Origin of the sequence: Actinotalea caeni (genome assembly GCF_009733795.1) — a bacterium.
Taxonomy (GTDB): domain Bacteria; phylum Actinomycetota; class Actinomycetes; order Actinomycetales; family Beutenbergiaceae; genus Pseudactinotalea; species Pseudactinotalea caeni.
The window spans coordinates 43,242-59,574 of sequence record NZ_WNXX01000006.1 but is presented as its reverse complement, the minus strand read 5'-3'; the positions used below and the strand labels follow the sequence as shown (position 1 = coordinate 59,574).

Sequence of the window (16,333 nt, the reverse complement as noted above, 5' to 3'; positions counted from 1 at the left end):
ATGGACTGCTCCTACTACGCGGCCGGCAGGTGCCGCTCGTGCACGCTGCTGGAGATCGGCTACCCCCAGCAGCTGGTGAGCAAGCAGGCGGTGGCGCGGGACGCCGTCGGGCCGACCGCGTGGGAGGAGCCGTTCCGCAGCGCGGAGGCGGGGTTCCGCAACAAGGCGAAGATGGTCGTCGCGGGCACGGTCGAGGCCCCCTCGCTGGGGATCCTCGACGGCGCGGGGCTGGGCGTCGACCTCGTCGGCTGCCCGCTGCACGAGGCCCCGGTGGCGGCGGCGCTGCCGGTGCTGCGCGAGCTGGTCACGCGCGCACGGCTGACGCCGTACTCGGTGCCCGAGCGCCGCGGCGAGCTCAAGCACGTGCTGGTGACGGCCTCGCCCGCCGGGGAGCTGATGGTGCGGTTCGTGCTGCGCTCGACCGAGGCGCTGCCGCGGCTGCGCAAGCACCTGCCGTGGCTGCGGGAGCGGCTGCCGCACGCCGTCGTGGTCTCGGCGAACCTGCTGCCCCAGCACGCGGCGCTGACCGAGGGCCGCGAGGAGGTCCCGCTCACCGAGAACCAGCTGCTCACGATGCGGATGAACGACGTCGACCTGCTGCTGCGGCCGGGCGGCTTCTTCCAGACCAACAGCGCCGTCGCCGCCGGGCTGTACCGCACCGCCGCCGCGTGGGTGGACGACGCCGCACCGGGCTCGGTGACCGACCTCTACTGCGGCGTCGGCGGGTTCGCGCTGCACCTCGCCCGCCCGGGGCGCGAGGTCGTCGGCGTCGAGACCAGCGCCGAGGCGGTCGACGGCGCGCGGCTCGCCGCGCGGCGGCGCGGCAGCACCGCGCGGTTCGAGGTGGGCGACGCGACGGCGGCCGGCGACCTCGGCGCCGACCTCGTCGTCGTCAACCCGCCGCGGCGGGGCATCGGCGCGCTCGCACCGCGGTTGGAGGCCTCGGCGGCCCGGCTGGTGCTGTACTCCAGCTGCAACCCGAGCACGCTCGCGCGCGACCTCGCGGCGATGCCGAGCCTGCGGCCCGTGCGCGCGCAGCTGTTCGACATGTTCCCGCAGAACCACCACGCCGAGGTGCTGGTGCTGCTGGAACGGTCCGGCGTCTAGAGCTCCAGCAGGATCGGCCGGTGGTCGGAGGCGGTCTCGGTCTCCGGGTCGCGCACGACGGCGTACCCGCGCACCTGCACCGACGGTGTCACCCACGCCTGGTCGAGCCGCATCGCGCGGTCGACGACGCCGCGCTCGTCGCTGACGAGGTGACCGGTGGTCGGGCTGCGGTCGCCGAGCGCGGCGCCGACGTCGACCAGCCCCGCGGCCGCCAGCGCGGCCAGCGGGGTGCGGTCGGCGGTCTCGCTGCCGAGCTGGTGCGTCGAGGGCCCCGGCTCGGGCTCGGGGTCGCCCGGTGCGACGGTGTTGGCGTCCATGACCAGCACCCCGTGGTCGGACGCGGGCAGCGCGACCCGCAGCCACGACGACTCGATGCGGCGCAGCGTCGGGTCGAACGGGTTGAGGTGGGTGCCGACCACGGCGAGCGGTCGCGGCTGGTCCGGCACCTCGAGGACCACCCGGTAGTAGCCGTGCCACCAGGACTCGGCGTGCGGCTGGTGGTGCTCGGCGAGCAGCGTGATCCCGGCGCGCCAGAGGACCGCCATGTGGCAGCCCGTCTTGGCCTCGTGGAGGACGCCGTGCGGGTAGCCCAGGTCGGCCTTCGCGCGCTCGAAGAGCGCGCGGTCGTCGAGGTCCCAGCCCCACCCCTCGGTGACGCACAGGACGTCGGGCGCGTGCCGCCGCACGACGGCGACCTGCTGCCGCCAACGGGTCTCGTCCCCGGCCCGGAGCTCGTGCGAGACGGTCCAGAGGTTCCAGAACATCAGCGACGTCACGGCGCGCGCCCTCAGCCGGAGGCGTTGCCCGTGACGTTCCACGACGCGAGGTGCAGCGCGGGCGCGCCGTAGGCGGTCGCCGACCACGAGCTCGGGTCGGTCACCGCGACGGGCCCGACACCCAGCACCTGACCCGGCGCGAGCGCGCCGGGGTAGGACTGCGTGAACCGGACGTTGGCGACCGCGCCCACGATCTCACCGCCCTCGACCAGCCAGACGCCGTTGCGCGTCAGCCCGGTCACCGTCACCTGGCGGGGGTCGAGCACGCGGGTGTACCAGAAGTCGGAGACCAGCAGCGCGCGCGAGGACGCACCGGCCCCCGGCAGCAGCGGCGCCGCGGCGGGGTTGACGTGCGCCGGCGCCGCCGCGGGGGCGGGCGCCTGCGGACCGGCCTCGATGCGGGTGTGCGCCGGCACCGGCATGCCGATGCCGAAGCCGTGCCCGGTGGACCGGGCGCCCGCCTCGGCAGCGGTACGTCGGTCGTGCGCGAGCATCGTGCTGCGGCCGGCGTCGACGAGCACGTGACGCTGCGTCGGTGTGCCCTCGCCGTCGATCGTGACGCCCCATCCGGGAGCGTCGTCGACCACGGTGATCGCCGGGTCGAGCTGCTCGGCGCCCACCTCGACGAACGACGCGCCGTCGAGCGCCATGCGCCCGTTGAACCCGTACAGCGCGAGCGTCGAGACGATGTTGGCGGCCGCGGTCGGCTCCAGCACCACCTCGTAGCGCCCCGGCTCCAGCTCGACGGCGTCCTGGGCCGCCCGCGCCTTGGCGGCGGCGAGCGCACCGGCGGCGTGGGGGTCGAGCTCGGCGAGCGTGTGCGCGCGGCGGCGGAAGACGCCGTCGACCCCGTCGAGGCTCGCGATGCCGTCGATCGCGGTGGCGCACGTGAGCATCGTCGCGAGCTGGCCGCCGCTCGTGGCGACCGCGACGTGTGCGCGCTCGGTGCGGACGTACCCGAACGCGGGCAGCCCGCCCGCGCCGTCGACGAACGCCGCGACGGCGTCGGCCCGCTCGACCGGCGAGGTGCCGGGCTGCTCGGCGGGTGCCGGGACCTCGGCGCGCTCCGCGACGCCGGGCCAGCGCGGGTCGCGCGGGGCGAGCGGCAGCGACGACACCAGCCGCTCGGCGAGCGCCGTGAGCGACTCCCCGTCGCCGGCGCCGGCGAGGTCGGAGGTGACCGTGAGGGTGCGGCCCTCGTGGTGCGCCGTCACGCCGACCGACCAGGTGTCGTCGGCGACGTTCTGGTGGATCGCGGAGTCCGCGAACCGCGTGAGATGGTCCTCGGCGCGCTCGACCTCGACGACGACCTCGGCCCCGGGGAGCCGGTCGGTCACCGCCTCGACGGCGCGTGCCGCGGCGTCGGCGATCGCGCTCATGCCCGCACCCCCACCCGCACGTCGCGGAACCGGGCGGGCGCCGCGGGGTGAGCGGTGTGCCCGACCTGGCCCGGCTGCCCCTTGCCGCAGTTGCCGAGGCCCCACGGCACGATCTCCGAGGAGAGCATGTCCATCGACTGCCAGAACCGCGGCCCGATGCCGGTGTAGGTGGGGTTCTTGAGCATGCGGCCCCGCTTCCCGTTCTTGATCTCGTAGGCGATCTCGCAGCCGAACTGGAAGTTGAGCCGGCGGTCGTCGATCGACCAGGAGCGGTTGGTCTCCATGTAGATGCCGTCGTCGGTCGCCGCGACGATCTCCTCCAGGGTGTGCGGCCCGGGCTCGAGGCCCACGTTGGTCATGCGGACCATCGGCAGCCGTCGCCAGCCGTCGGAGCGGACGCTGCCGGCGTAGTCGAGGCCCGCGAGGGCGGCCGAGTCGCGCCCGGCGAGCACGCCCACCCAGGTGCCGGCGTCGACCGCCATCCGCTTCGCGGCGGGGGTGCCCTCGTCGTCGTACCCGAACGAGCCGAGCGCACCCGGGAAGGTCGGGTCGATCGCGATCGACATGAGGTCCGACCCGTAGCGCAGGCTGCCGAGCCTGTCGAGGTCGAGCCAGGAGCGGCCGGCGTAGGCGGCCTCCCAGCCGAGGATGCGGTCGAGCTCGATCGCGTGCCCGACCGACTCGTGGATCTGCAGCGCCACCTGGCTGCCGTCGAGGATGACGTCGGTGACGCCGGCCGGGCACTCGGGCGCCGTCAGCAGCGCACGAGCCTCCTCGGCGACGCGCGGCGCGTTCCCGACGAGGTCCAGCTCCTCGACGAGCTCCCAGCCGCGGGTGCCGAGCTGGCCGCCCATGCTGTTGGGGTAGGAGCGTCGCTGCGTCTCGCCGTTGCCGACCGCGGTCGCCTCGATGCCGCCGCCGGCCTCGCGGATCCGCTGGTCGATGCGGTGGCCCTCGCTGGAGACGAACCACTTGCTGGTGTCCCAGAACGTGAGGGTGCCGGTCGCGACGTCGGCGCCGTGCTCGCGCATCGCGCTCGTGGCGGCGACGAGCAGGTCGGCCTTGTCGGACTCGCTGACGTCGGCGGGGTCGGTGACGACCGGGTTGCTCCAGCTCGCCACGACCGGCTCGGCGGGCACCATGCGGGCCGCCCGCATCGGCACCCGCGCGCTCGCGGCCGCGATCTCGGCGGCCTGCTCGCCGGCGCGGCGGGCGCCGCCGTCGAGGTCGGAGGTGGCGAAGAAGCCCCAGCTGGAGCCGACCAGGGCGCGCACGCCGATCCCGACGTCGCTCGTGCGGGTGGTGTCGGCGATCTCGCCGTTGCGGGCGAGCATGCGCTCGGCGCTGCGGGACATCAGACGCGCGTCCGCGTAGGACGCCCCCGCAGCCAGCGCCGCCTCGACCGCGGCGGTGGCGGTGTCGAAGTGGGTCACGATCGCCGACGCTATCGCGCCGCGCAAGAGCCGAGCGGGCCGGGCGTCGAGGACGACTGTGCAGGCGTGCGCTCGGCGGTAGCCTCGCGGCAGACGGTTCGGGGTGGAGCCGGCGGAGAGGAACCGCATGGACGTGCTCGGCCGACGGCGCGCGACGTCGCGGTGGCAGGCGGTCTGGCTCGTGGCGGCGCTCGCCGTGGTCGCGATCGTGGTCGAGGTGGTCGTGAGCGGCGTCCGGTGGCCCGGCGGTCCGCTCGGGCTGGGCGGGGAGGGCCGGGCGGAGGCGTGCATCTCGGTCGTCGGCGACGAGGTCGTCGCGTTCGGGCAGCAGGTGCAGCCGACGGCGGACCTCGAGGTCGAGCGCGCCGAGCTCCTCGACACCCAGGGTGTCGAGCTGGTGGACGTCGTCGTGATGCCGTTGCGCGGGGACGCCGTCGCCATCGGTGCGATGCGGCTCGCCGGCATCGAGGGCGACGGGCCCGACGGCGAAGGGATCCCCTGGGACGAGCGGGTCCCGGCCCAGGGGGCGCGGCTGCAGGCGGGCACCCGCTACGACGTCGTCGTGCTGCTCCGCGGCGTCGGCACGACCGGCGTCCTCCGCGTGGAGTACCGGTCCGGCGGTGCACGGTACGCCGCGGAGGGGATCATCGTCTTCGAGCTCGCCCGGTCCTGCGCCTGACGACGGTGCGCCTGCCAGACTGAGGCGATGTCACCCCTGAGGGTCCTCGTCACGGGCGCGACCGGTTTCGTCGGGCGCCGGCTGGTGCCGGCGCTGCTCGACGCCGGGCACGACGTGCGCGCGATGACGCGCCGGCCCGAGGGCTACGACGGCCCCGGGCGCGCGGTGCGCGGCGACGTCGGCGACCCGGACAGCCTGGCTGCCGCGCTCGACCGGGTCGACGTCGCCGTCTACCTCGTGCACTCGCTCGACCACCCCGACTTCGAGGCGCTCGACCAGGCCGCCGCGCTCGCGTTCGGCACCGCGGCCGCGCGTGCCGGCGTGCAGCAGATCGTCTACCTGGGCGGCCTCGGGCCCGACGACGACGGCGAGCTGTCGGTGCACCTGCGCAGCCGCCGTCGCAACGAGCGCCACCTCGGTGCCGCGGGCGTGCCGGTCACGACCCTGCGTGCGGCGGTCGTCGTGGGCCACGGCGGGGTGTCGTGGGAGCTGACCCGGCAGCTGGTCCGCAACCTGCCTGCGATGATCGTGCCCCGCTGGGCGACGACGCCCACGCAACCGATCGCCGTCGGCGACGTCGTGCGCTACCTGTCTGGCGTCGTCGGGCGCCCGGAGGCCTACGGCCGCACGTTCGAGATCGGCGGTCCCGACCGGCTGACCTACCTGCAGATGCTGCAGGTCGCGGCGGAGCAGGTGCTCGGCCGCTCGCTGCCGATCGTGCCGGTGCCGGTGCTCACGCCGCGGCTGTCCTCGTACTGGCTCGCTTTGGTGACCGACGTCGACGTCACCACGGGGCGCAACCTCATCGACTCGATGGGGGTGGCGGTGCTGCAGCGCGACACCAGCATCCGCGACCTGGTCCCGTTCGAGCCGACGCCCTACGCCGAGGCGGTCCGGCTCGCGCTCGCCGAGCGCGAGGCCGACGGCGGCTGACTAGCCGAACACCTGCGGCAGGGCGAGCAGCATCACGCTCGACCAGGTCACGTGCGTGATCGCGGGCGCGAGCACGCCGCCCGTGGCGCGCCGCTGCAGCCCGACGACGACGGCGAGCACGGCGGCGGCGAACCCGAGCATGAGGTTGCCCGAGGCGACGACGGCCGCGACGTTCGCGACCGTCGCGACGACGATCGGCGCACGCGGCGCGGCGGCGTAGACCGCACCGCGGAAGAACAGCTCCTCGGCCACGCCGTTGACGACGGTGACGGCGAGCACGAGCGCGAGCGGCCCCTCGGCGGCGAAGCCCAGCACGTGGCGGACCTGGTCACCGAGGACCGGCAGCTCGCGCACCAGCAGCGCACCGACGACGAAGACGCCCGCGAGCGCCAGCCCGACGAGCAGCGGGGCGAGGACCGGACGCGGGCCGTCGTCGCGGCCGACCCGGCCCAGTCGCAGCGGCCCGGATGCGAGCGCACCGACCACCCACACCGCCGCCAGCGCGAGCGTGGCGCCGTAGAACGCCGGGTCGCCGGGCGGGATGCGCAGCGAGACCGCGAGCACGACGGCGCCGACCAGCACCGTCGCCAGGCAGACCAGCCGGCGGCGGCGCAGCCCGTCCGGCGCCGCGGTCCCCGGACCGGGCGCAGCCGAGGTGCTCAGCTCAGTCGTCGAGGACGAAGGTCACCTCGAGCACCACCTGGTAGGCGGTGATCGCGCCGTCGGACACCTCGACCTTCTGCTCCTTCACCCAGGCGCCCGAGACGTTGCGCAGCGTCTGCGCCGCACGCCCGACACCGGCCTGGATCGCGTCCTCGAAGCTGACGTCGGAGCGTGCCGTGATCGTGGTGACACGGGCGATCGAGCTGGCCATGATGACTCCCTCGGTTGGGGCCGCCGTCGCTGACGGCCTGGCCTCCATCGTGTCGGTCGTCGAGCACGCCCGCAACGACGCGCGACGGGGTCGGAAGGCGTCCACGCTGCCGCGCGGGTGTAACGTGTTACACCCGCGACCCGATGAGGTGAGGATGCGAGCAGGAACCGGTCGCCGCACGACGGTGCGCGACGTCGCCGCCCGCGCGGGCGTGTCCGTCGCGACGGTCTCGCGCATCCTCAACAACACCTACACCGCACCCCGCGAGACGCGGGACCGGGTGATGGCCGCCGTCGACGAGCTCGACTACCGGGCCTCGACCACCCGGACGCTCTCCAGCCTGTCGGGCACGCTGGCGATCGCGCTGCCCCACCTCAGCAGCGCCTACTACACCGGTATCGCCGCGGGCATCGAGGAGCAGGCGCGCGCGGCCGGCATCGCGACCCTCATCGGCACCACCGCCAGCTCGGCGGAGCGCGAGCTGGAGTTCATCGACACGATGCGCACGCGCGACGTCGACGCCACGATCATCATCGGCGCGAGCGTCGGCGACACCGACCACCAGGACCGCATCGCCGAGCGCGCCGCGGCGATGCAGCGCGCGGGCGCCCGGCTCGTGCTGTGCGGCCGGCCCTGGACCGGCTCGCCCGACGCACCGGTGCACGTCGTCTCCTACGACGCGCGGGCGTCGGCCCACGCGATCACGACCTACCTGCTCTCGCTCGGGCACACCGCCATCGCCCACCTCGCCGGGCCGTCGTCCTACGCGACGGGGCGCATGCGTGCCGACGGCTTCCGCGACGCGCTCACCGACTTCGGCATCCCGGTCGACGAGTCGCTGATCGTGCCCGTGACGATGCAGCGCGACGCCGGCTACCGGCACGGCCGGGCCCTCCTCGAGCGCGACGTCACCGCGATCGTCGCCGCCAACGACGAGCTCGCGGCCGGCATCCTCGCCGCCGCCCGGGAGATGGGGCGGCGCGTGCCCGACGACCTGTCGGTCGTGGGCTTCGACGACGTCCCGATGGCGCGCGACCTGTGGCCGCCGCTCACGACGCTGCACGTGCCACGGCTGGAGATGGGCCGCACCGCCGCGCGCATGGCGCTGTACGGCGGCGGCGAGAAGCACGTACGGATCGGCACCCACGTCGTCGTGCGGGAGTCGACCAAGCGCCTGGCCGTGCGGCCCGGCGGCGCGAGCGAGCCGACCGCGTCCTGACGCCGGTCGCCGCGCGTGACCGGCGCGCGACCTCCCGCGCGACCCTGCCGACCTGACGCGACCTCGTACGACGGCCACGTCGTCACGCGGGCGGCGGGCGCACCTGCGCTCCGTGGAACGCACGGCAACGACCTTGACCCTCCTCGAACCCTGACGTAGCGTGTTGCACCGCAGATGTAACAGCTTTCATCGCCGTGCTTCGCGCGCAGCACCCGCCCGCGTCCTCACCGGAGAGGAACCGATGGTCCCGTTGGTCGCACCCGAGCTCACCGGCCCGCGCACGACGCGCGACGAGGTCGCCTCGTTCGCGACGGCGCTCTGGGAGCCCGTGCGGCAGCGGCTCGACGGCGGCCAGGCGCACCTGGGTGGGACCGGCGCGCACTTCGACGACGTCGCGGCCGGTCTCGAGGGCTTCGCCCGCCCCCTGTGGGGCCTGATGCCGCTCGTCGCCGGCGGCGCGGACATCGATCTCGACCCGGTGCTCGCCGGGCTGGCGAGCGGCAGCGACCCGGCCTCGCCCGGCTACTGGGGCCTCGCGGGCGACCGCGACCAGCGCCTCGTCGAGATGGCCGCCCTCGGGCTCGGGCTGGCGATGGTGCCGGAACGGCTGTGGGACCCGCTCCCGCCGCAGGCGCGCGACCACCTCGCCGACTGGCTGGCGCGCATCAACGCCGTCGACTGCAACGACAACAACTGGCTGTTCTTCCGGGTGCTCGTCAACCTCGGGCTGGGCCGCGTGGGCTCCCCGCTGCAGGACGCCGGCGCGACAGCGGCGGCGCTCGACCGGCTCGAGTCGTTCTACCTCGGCGACGGCTGGTACGCCGACGGCCCGAGCGGCCGCTGCGACCACTACGTGCCGTGGGCCTTCCACTTCTACGGCCTGATCTACGCCCGGCTCGCGGGCGAGACGGACCCGGGCCGCGCCCAGCGGTTCCGCGAGCGCGCCGCCGTCGCGGCGACCGACCTCGCGCACTGGTACGACGACGACGGCGCGACGCTGCCCTACGGGCGCAGCCTCACCTACCGGTTCGCCGCCGCCGCGTTCTGGGGCGCCCTGGCCTTCGCCGACGTCGAGGCGCTGCCGTGGCCGCAGGTCCGCGGGCTCTACACGCGCCAGCTCGAGTGGTGGCGCGGCCGCGACGTCGACGACCGCGGCGTGCTCCCGATCGGCTACGGCTACCCCAACCAGCTCATGGCCGAGACCTACAACTCCCCTGGCTCCCCGTACTGGGCGGCGAAGGCCTTCCTGCCGCTCGCCGTCGGCGACGAGCACCCCTTCTGGGCGTCGACGCCGGCCCCAGCCCCCCGCGAGCCGGTCCGGACGCAGCAGCGGCCGCTGCTCGTGCTCTGCGACGACCGCGACGGCGAGCACGTGTTCGCGCTCGCCGGTGGGCAGGACGGCGACCAGTTCCGCCACGGTCCCGAGAAGTACGACAAGCTCGCGTACTCGACGGTGTTCGGCGTCAGCGTCCCCTCCAGCGGGAACGGGCTGGCGGAGCAGGCGGCCGACTCCACGCTGGTGCTGAGCGAGGACGGGCTGCACTGGCGCGGCCGCCGCGCACCGCTGGAGTCCCGCGTCGGCGACGGCATGGTGTGGACCCGCTGGCAGCCGTGGCCCGACGTCGAGATCGAGACGTGGCTGTGGCCGCAGCTGCCGTGGCACGTGCGCGTGCACCGGATCCGCACCGACCGCGCGCTGCACACCGCCGAGGGCGGCTGGGCGCTCGACCGCACGGGCGACACCGTCGCCACCACGGTCGGGGCCCGGACGGCGACCGCGGGCGAGGCGAGCGCCTCCTACCCGGCGGGGTTCAGCGGCCTGCGCGACCTCGCCGGCGGCCGGGCCGGCGAGGTGGTGCGCGCCGCGCCGAACACCAACCTGCTGGTGCCGCGCACCGTCGTCCCGATGCTGCGCGGCACGCTCGAGCCCGGCACCCACGTGCTCGCCTGCGCCGTGCTCGGCAGCCGCCGACCCGACCCCGCCGCGTGGCAGGAGCCCGTGACGGCGGTGGCCCCGGCGAGCCGCACCGTCCCCGCCCCGCCGCGGGAGGTGCTCGCATGAGGCGGCCCCGCGCGCTGCTCGCCATGAGCGACTACGCCTTCACCACGCAGTTCGGCCCCGCCGAGCTCGCCCGGCTGCACGCGCTGGCCGACCTGCCGGCGACCCTTCACGTCGAGCGTCTCGACACCCCGCAGGCCCACGCGCTGCTGGCCGACGTCGAGGTGCTGATCACCTCGTGGGGGTGCCCGCCGATCGACGCCGACGTGCTCGCGGCAGCACCCCGGCTGCGCGCCGTGCTGCACGCGGCCGGCACCGTGCGCCAGCTGTGCACCGACGCGCTGTGGGAGCGCGGCGTCGTCGTCACGACCAGCGCGGGAGCCAACGCCGTCCCGGTCGCCGAGTTCACGCTCGGGGCGATCATCCTGGCGGGCAAGCGCGCCCCCTACCTCGCCGCCGCGGCGGGCGAGGGCGCGCCGGACTGGTTCCGCCACCGCGACCGCTTCGGGGTCGCCAGCAACCACGACGTCACGGTCGGCGTCGTCGGGTTCTCGCGCATCGGCCGCCTCACCGTGGGGCTGCTGCAGCCGCTCGGCTGGCGTGTGCTCGTGCACGACCCGGTCGTCGACGCCGACGCGATCCGCGCGGCCGGCGCCGAGCCGACCTCCCTCGACGACCTGCTCCGCCGCAGCGACGTCGTCACGGTCCACGCGCCCGACCTGCCGAGCACGCGCGGCATGATCGGCGCACGCGAGCTCGGCCTGATGCGCGACCACACGACGCTGATCAACACCGCACGCGGCGCGATCATCGACACCGAGGCGCTCACCCGCGAGTGCGTGAGCGGTCGCCTCAACGCGATGCTCGACGTCACCGACCCCGAGCCGCTGCCGCGCACCTCCCCGCTCTACCGGCTCCCCAACGTCATGCTGACGCCGCACATCGCAGGGTCGCAGGGGCCCGAGACCCGGCGCATGAGCGCGCACACGCTCGACGAGCTGGAGCGGCTGGTGCGCGGCGAGCCGCTGGTCAGCCAGGTGCGTCGCGAGCAGCTGGCGGTGATCGCATGAGCGCCCGCTGGCGGCTCGCCGTCTCCACGCTCGGCGCCGTCGAGGAGTCGCTCGCCGACGTCGCGGCGCTGCTCGCACGGCACGGGATCGACGCCGTCGAGCTCCGTACCGCCGACGACGCGCCCGTCCACGTCGGCCTGACCGCGCGCGAGCGGGCCGAGGTGCGCGCGACCTTCGCCGACGCCGGCGTCGGCGTGCTCACGGTCGCCAGCCGGGTCAAGGTCGCCTCCCCCGACCCCGGCACGACGGCGTCGCTGCGCCGCCACCTGGAGCTCACCGCCGACCTCGGCGGCCGTTACGTGCGGGTCTTCCCCGGCGCCCCCGCGGCGCCGGTGGCCCCCGACGAGCTGCCCCCGGTCGCCGACGTCGAGGCGGCCGACACCCGCGCCGCCGAGGTGCTCGCCGCCACCGCCGCGCAGGCCGCCGACCTCGGCGTCGGCGTCCTCGTCGAGACCCACGACTCCCACCCCCGCGGGCGCGACGTCGCCCGCGTGCTCGACCGCGTCGCCGACCACCCGAGCGTCGGCGCGATCTGGGACCTGCTGCACCCCTGGCGGGTCGGTGAGGCGCTCGAGGAGAGCGCCGACCACCTGCTGCCCTACCTGCTCGACGACCGCGGGTACGTGCAGATCAAGGACGTCCCCAGCAGGCAGGACACCACCCCCGTCCTGCAGGGCGCCGGCGCGCTGCCGCTCGACCCCGCGCTCGCGCTGCTCGCCGGGCGCGGCTACCGCGGCCCGCTCTCGCTCGAGTGGGAGCGGCACTGGCGTCGCGACGCCGCCCCGCTGGCCGACGCCGTCTCCGCGGCCGTCACCGCGGTCGCGGCCGCCCCACCACCGCACGAAGCACCCACCACCCGCCGCTGACGAGCGTCACGGCACCCAGGGCCGCCACGGCGGCGACAAGGAGGACAAGCAATGGAGCTGAACCGTCGGAACTTCCTGACCGCGGCCGGTCTCGGCGTCGGCGGCCTGCTGCTCGGAGCCTGCGGGTCTGGCGGCGGCACCGGCGGCGGAGGCGGCGGCACCGGACGCGTGAGCATCCTGACGCCGGAGTTCGCCGGCACCGAGGGCAAGGAGACGTTCGAGGGGACCATCCTCTCCGGCTTCCCCGACACGAGCTTCGCCGTCGACTACACCGACTGGAACCGCCTCAACGAGAAGCTCTCGGCCGCCGTGGCCGGCGGCGTCGTCGCCGACCTCATCATGCTCGGCGCGGGCTGGGTGGAGCCGTTCGCGCACAAGGGCGTCCTCGCCGAGCTGCCCGACTCCCTCGCCGACGGCAAGGCGATCAACGAGAACCTGTTCACGGTCGCCGGTTACGAGGGCACCACCTACGCGATGCCGTACTTCGTCGACGGCCGCATCCTCATGTACCACCGCGAGATGTTCGACAAGGCCGGCATCAGCGAGGACGCGCTCCCGACGAACCTCGAGGACTTCCGCGAGATGCTCAAGGAGGTCAAGCCCGACGGCGGCGTCGCCATCGACCTGTTCACGCAGAACCTGCGCCAGGTGTGGGCGCACCTCCTCGGCGCCTTCGGCGGCTCGATGTTCAGCGAGGACGGCATGTCGGTCGCCTTCACCGACGGCTCCGGCGTCGACGCCCTGCAGTACCTGCTCGACCTCGTCGACGACGGCACGATCGACTTCAGCGTCCAGGGCGCCGAGGGGCAGCCGCGGCCGTGGCAGCAGAAGGTCGCGGCGATCGACCTGCAGAACTCCTCCGCGTGGCCGAGCCTGACCGAGCAGACGCCGGAGCTCGTCACCCCCGAGAGCATGGGGATGATGCTGCTGCCGTCGGCCGACGGCGGCGACCCGGTGATGTTCCAGGGCGGCACCCTGCTGGCGGTGTCCTCGCGCAGCAAGGACCCCGAGCTCGTGCAGGAGCTGGTGTCGTTCCTGCTGGAGCCGGAGAACATGCTCCCCGCCGTCGAGATGGTCGGCAAGGTGCCCTCGCGCGACGACCTGGACGACCCGATCGTCACCGACAACCTCATGGCGACCTACATCATCGACAACTTCGAGTACGCGACCGCGTACGAGGGCGGCAGCCCCGCCTGGATGGAGGTGCGCGGCGCCGTCGAGGGCGAGATCGAGGCCGCCGTGGTCGGGCAGAAGACGGCGGCGGAGGCGATCGACGCGCTGGCGTCGCTCGCCAACGACGCCCTCACGAGGGTCTGAGAGGCCGCCGACGATGACGACGACCACCGCGGCTCCGGCCGCCACGGGTCGGCGGGCACCGCGGCGCCAGACGCTGGCGCGCCGGCAGGCGGTGTGGGGCTGGGTCTTCGCACTGCCTGCCACGCTCCACATCGCGCTCTGGACCGGGTTCCCGATCCTCGTGGCGATGCTGCTGAGCCTGACCCACTACGACATGCTCAACCCGCCGTCCTGGGCGGGGATCAGCAACTACACCGCGATCGCGAACGACCCGCTGTTCTGGCGGGCGATGTGGCACAACCTCATCATCGCGGCGGTCGGCATCCCGGTGTCGATGCTGCTGGCGCTGGTGCTGGCGGTGCTGCTCAACCAGGGCGTGCGCGGCACCGGGGCGTTCCGCACCGCGGTGTTCCTGCCGCACGTCACCGCGACCGTGGCGATCGCGATGATCTGGCTCTGGATCTACTCCCCCGGCCAGAACGGGTTGCTCAACTACGTGGGCGGCTTCCTCGGGATCCCGAACCAGCCGTTCCTCAACTCGCCCTCGCAGGCGCTGCCCGCCGTCATCCTCGTGACGATCTGGCAGGGCCTGGGGCTCAAGACGATGATCTACCTCGCCTCGCTGCAGACGATCGACCAGCAGCTCTACGAGGCGGCCGAGATCGACGGCGCGTCGGCCGTGCAGCGGTTCCGGCACATCACCGTCCCGATCCTCGCGCCGACGACGTTCTTCATCCTCGTCACCTCGATCATCGGCAACTTCCAGACGTTCGACCTCATCTACGTGCTGACCTCGGGCGGGCCCGCCAACTCGACGACGGTCGTCACCTACGAGATCTATGAGACGGCGTTCCAGCAGTTCCGCATGGGCCTGGCCTCGGCACAGTCCGTGGTCCTGCTCGTGGTGCTGGTGGTGCTGACCGTGCTCGCCCGCAGGCTGACGGGAGGCCGCGATGACTGACGTGCTCGAGCAGGCCGAGGAGCGGGCAGCCGTCGCGGTCGACGAGGTCGCGCGGACGCCGCGACGCACCGCGTCGCAGCGGCGCCGCACCCGCCGGCTGCTGCTGTTCGTGCTGCTGACCGTGGTGGCGGTCGTGATGGCCGCACCGTTCCTGTGGATGCTGCTCACGGCGGTGCGCACGCCGCAGGAGCTGTTCGCGGTCGACATGCCGCTGCTGCCGCGCGAGTGGCACTGGGAGAACTTCTCGACCGCGCTGGCGACGGCGCCGTTCCTCACCTACGCGCGGAACAGCTTCGTGATCGCGCTCACGCACACGCTGTCGAACCTCGTGCTGGCGTCGATGGCCGGCTACGCGCTGGCGAAGATCCGGTTCCGCGGCTCGACCGTGGTGTTCGCGTTCGTGCTGGCCTCGATGATGATCCCGTTCTACGCGATCGTCATCCCGGAGTTCCTCATGGTCCGGCACGTGCCGCTCGCGGGCGGCAACAACCTGTTCGGGCAGGACGGCATCGGGTGGATCGACTCCTGGCCGGCGCTGCTGGTGCCGGGGCTGGTGTCGCCGTTCTACATCTTCCTGTTCCGGCAGTTCTACCTCGGCACCCCGACCGAGCTGATGGAGGCGTCGCGGCTCGACGGCGCGGGCGAGATCCGCATCTACTCGCGCATCATCAGCCCGCTGATCAAGCCGGGCATGCTGACGGTGGCGCTGCTCGCCTTCGAGTCCGGGTGGAACAACTTCCTGTGGCCGCTGCTGGTGACGTCCCGCTCGGAGATGCGGGTGATCCAGCTGGGGCTGTCGGTGTTCCGGCAGGAGGCGGGGACGGACTTCAACCTGCTGATGGCGGGGACCGCGATGGCGGCGGTGCCGATGATCGTGCTGTTCGCGATCTTCCAGCGGCAGTTCGTCAACGGCATGGTCGCGACGGGCATCAAGTAGCGGTGCGGTGATGCGCGAGATGCGGCTGATGCGGTGGCTGCGGGTGCCCGCGGCGTTCGTGGCGACCACCTGGGCGGGGCTGCTCGCCGTCGTCGTGCTCGGCCTCGTGCCGGCGACGGCGGGCGCCCAGCGCGTGATGGCGCGGCTGGACGACCACGCCGACGAGGCAGGGTCCGTGGTGCTGCGCCAGCTGCGCCGCACGTGGTGGCGCGACCTGCCGGTCTCGCTCGGCGCGCTCGCACACCTGGCGGCGGTGGCCGCGACGGTCGCGCTGCTGGTACAGGGGACCGAGGGGGCGGCGCGGGTGTTCCTCGTCGGGCTGCTGGTGCCGGTGCACTGGGCGGCCGCGGCGATGACCGCCTGCTACGTGCGGGCGGCCGCGACGCTGCCGCTCGACGCGCCCCGTGGCGAGGTGCTCGACGCCGCGATCGACCTCGGCCTGACCCACCCGCTGCGCGCCCTGCTCACCGTGCCCGCGGTGCTGCTGGCCGCCCCCACCTACGTGCTCGCCCCGCTGACCGTGGCCTGCGGCATCGCCGCCCCCGCGTGGGTGGTCGACCAGGTGTGGCGCCTCCAGCCCGGCGCCTCCCGCCCGGCCATCCAGGTCGGCCCGCACCCCGCCTGACCCGACCGCCCCTCCCCACTTTCACCGCACTGTGCAACACAGCCCGTTCTCACCGCCGTTCTTCCCGGGCCGGCACCACGGCAACCGCGGGCGACGCTCAGCCCGCGACACGGCGTCGGCAAGAACAGCGGCGAAAGGGGGTGTTGCACAGTGCGGTGAAAGTGGGGTGGGGCGGGCAC

General features: G+C 74.2%; 16 protein-coding genes. 11 read left to right on the top strand and 5 right to left on the bottom strand.

The features are described from left to right. Entirely contained in the window at window positions 1-1,107 is a 1,107-nt protein-coding gene (locus GPA02_RS07135; RefSeq protein ID WP_156199227.1) for a methyltransferase domain-containing protein, read from the top strand. Here the strand turns inward: GPA02_RS07135 and GPA02_RS07130 are convergent. From GPA02_RS07130 to GPA02_RS07120, 3 genes are read right to left on the bottom strand one after another with little or no spacing between them, the layout of a single operon-like run. Then, entirely contained in the window at window positions 1,104-1,883 is a 780-nt protein-coding gene (locus tag GPA02_RS07130; protein WP_156199226.1) for an endonuclease/exonuclease/phosphatase family protein, read from the bottom strand. The genes GPA02_RS07135 and GPA02_RS07130 overlap by 4 nt on opposite strands. Window positions 1,884-1,894: 11 nt before the next feature. Continuing rightward, window positions 1,895-3,262 (bottom strand): metallopeptidase TldD-related protein, encoded by a 1,368-nt coding sequence (locus GPA02_RS07125; protein ID WP_156199225.1) that lies wholly within the window; start codon window positions 3,260-3,262, stop codon window positions 1,895-1,897. After that, window positions 3,259-4,695 (bottom strand): TldD/PmbA family protein, encoded by a 1,437-nt coding sequence (locus GPA02_RS07120; RefSeq protein WP_156199224.1) that lies wholly within the window; start codon window positions 4,693-4,695, stop codon window positions 3,259-3,261. The genes GPA02_RS07125 and GPA02_RS07120 overlap by 4 nt, the downstream gene beginning before the upstream one ends. A gap of 127 nt (window positions 4,696-4,822) precedes the next feature. On the opposite strand from GPA02_RS07120, the gene GPA02_RS07115 reads away from it, so the two are divergent. Together GPA02_RS07115 and GPA02_RS07110 are read left to right on the top strand one after the other, a co-directional pair. Further along, window positions 4,823-5,374, top strand: coding sequence for a hypothetical protein (locus GPA02_RS07115; RefSeq protein WP_156199223.1), 552 nt, complete (start codon window positions 4,823-4,825; stop codon window positions 5,372-5,374). 27 nt (window positions 5,375-5,401) lie between these two features. Beyond that, window positions 5,402-6,307, top strand: a complete 906-nt coding sequence (locus tag GPA02_RS07110; protein WP_240133933.1) for an NAD(P)H-binding protein — start codon at window positions 5,402-5,404, stop codon at window positions 6,305-6,307. Here the strand turns inward: GPA02_RS07110 and GPA02_RS07105 are convergent, their stop codons facing one another. Next, window positions 6,308-6,889, bottom strand: coding sequence for a CPBP family glutamic-type intramembrane protease (locus GPA02_RS07105; protein ID WP_204986527.1), 582 nt, complete (start codon window positions 6,887-6,889; stop codon window positions 6,308-6,310). An 82-nt stretch (window positions 6,890-6,971) separates the two neighbouring features. Continuing rightward, entirely contained in the window at window positions 6,972-7,181 is a 210-nt protein-coding gene (locus tag GPA02_RS07100) for a dodecin family protein (RefSeq protein WP_156199221.1), read from the bottom strand. Between the two features lie 154 nt (window positions 7,182-7,335). Between GPA02_RS07100 and GPA02_RS07095 the strand changes: the two genes are divergently transcribed. The 8 genes from GPA02_RS07095 (at window position 7,336) to GPA02_RS07060 (ending at window position 16,154) form a co-directional block, all read left to right on the top strand. Next, a complete protein-coding gene (locus GPA02_RS07095; protein ID WP_162457720.1) occupies window positions 7,336-8,400 on the top strand; it encodes a LacI family DNA-binding transcriptional regulator in 1,065 nt (354 codons plus the stop codon). Between the two features lie 241 nt (window positions 8,401-8,641). Continuing rightward, window positions 8,642-10,462: a DUF2264 domain-containing protein gene (locus GPA02_RS07090; protein ID WP_156199219.1), complete on the top strand. Its 1,821-nt coding sequence runs from the start codon at window positions 8,642-8,644 to the stop codon at window positions 10,460-10,462. Continuing rightward, on the top strand, window positions 10,459-11,469 hold the full coding sequence (locus tag GPA02_RS07085; protein WP_156199218.1) for a hydroxyacid dehydrogenase: 1,011 nt from the start codon (window positions 10,459-10,461) through the stop codon (window positions 11,467-11,469). Before GPA02_RS07090 ends, GPA02_RS07085 begins: the two co-directional genes overlap by 4 nt. Continuing rightward, window positions 11,466-12,335 carry a sugar phosphate isomerase/epimerase family protein gene (locus GPA02_RS07080; protein ID WP_156199217.1) on the top strand — a complete coding sequence of 290 codons (870 nt, stop codon included), beginning with the start codon at window positions 11,466-11,468 and terminating at the stop codon, window positions 12,333-12,335. Before GPA02_RS07085 ends, GPA02_RS07080 begins: the two co-directional genes overlap by 4 nt. Window positions 12,336-12,386: 51 nt before the next feature. Beyond that, on the top strand, window positions 12,387-13,652 hold the full coding sequence (locus GPA02_RS07075; RefSeq protein WP_156199216.1) for an extracellular solute-binding protein: 1,266 nt from the start codon (window positions 12,387-12,389) through the stop codon (window positions 13,650-13,652). 13 nt (window positions 13,653-13,665) lie between these two features. After that, on the top strand, window positions 13,666-14,592 hold the full coding sequence (locus GPA02_RS07070; RefSeq protein WP_156199215.1) for a carbohydrate ABC transporter permease: 927 nt from the start codon (window positions 13,666-13,668) through the stop codon (window positions 14,590-14,592). After that, on the top strand, window positions 14,585-15,529 hold the full coding sequence (locus GPA02_RS07065) for a carbohydrate ABC transporter permease (protein ID WP_156199214.1): 945 nt from the start codon (window positions 14,585-14,587) through the stop codon (window positions 15,527-15,529). Before GPA02_RS07070 ends, GPA02_RS07065 begins: the two co-directional genes overlap by 8 nt. Window positions 15,530-15,539: 10 nt before the next feature. Then, window positions 15,540-16,154, top strand: a complete 615-nt coding sequence (locus tag GPA02_RS07060) for a hypothetical protein (RefSeq protein WP_156199213.1) — start codon at window positions 15,540-15,542, stop codon at window positions 16,152-16,154. The last annotated feature ends 179 nt before the right edge of the window (window positions 16,155-16,333 follow it).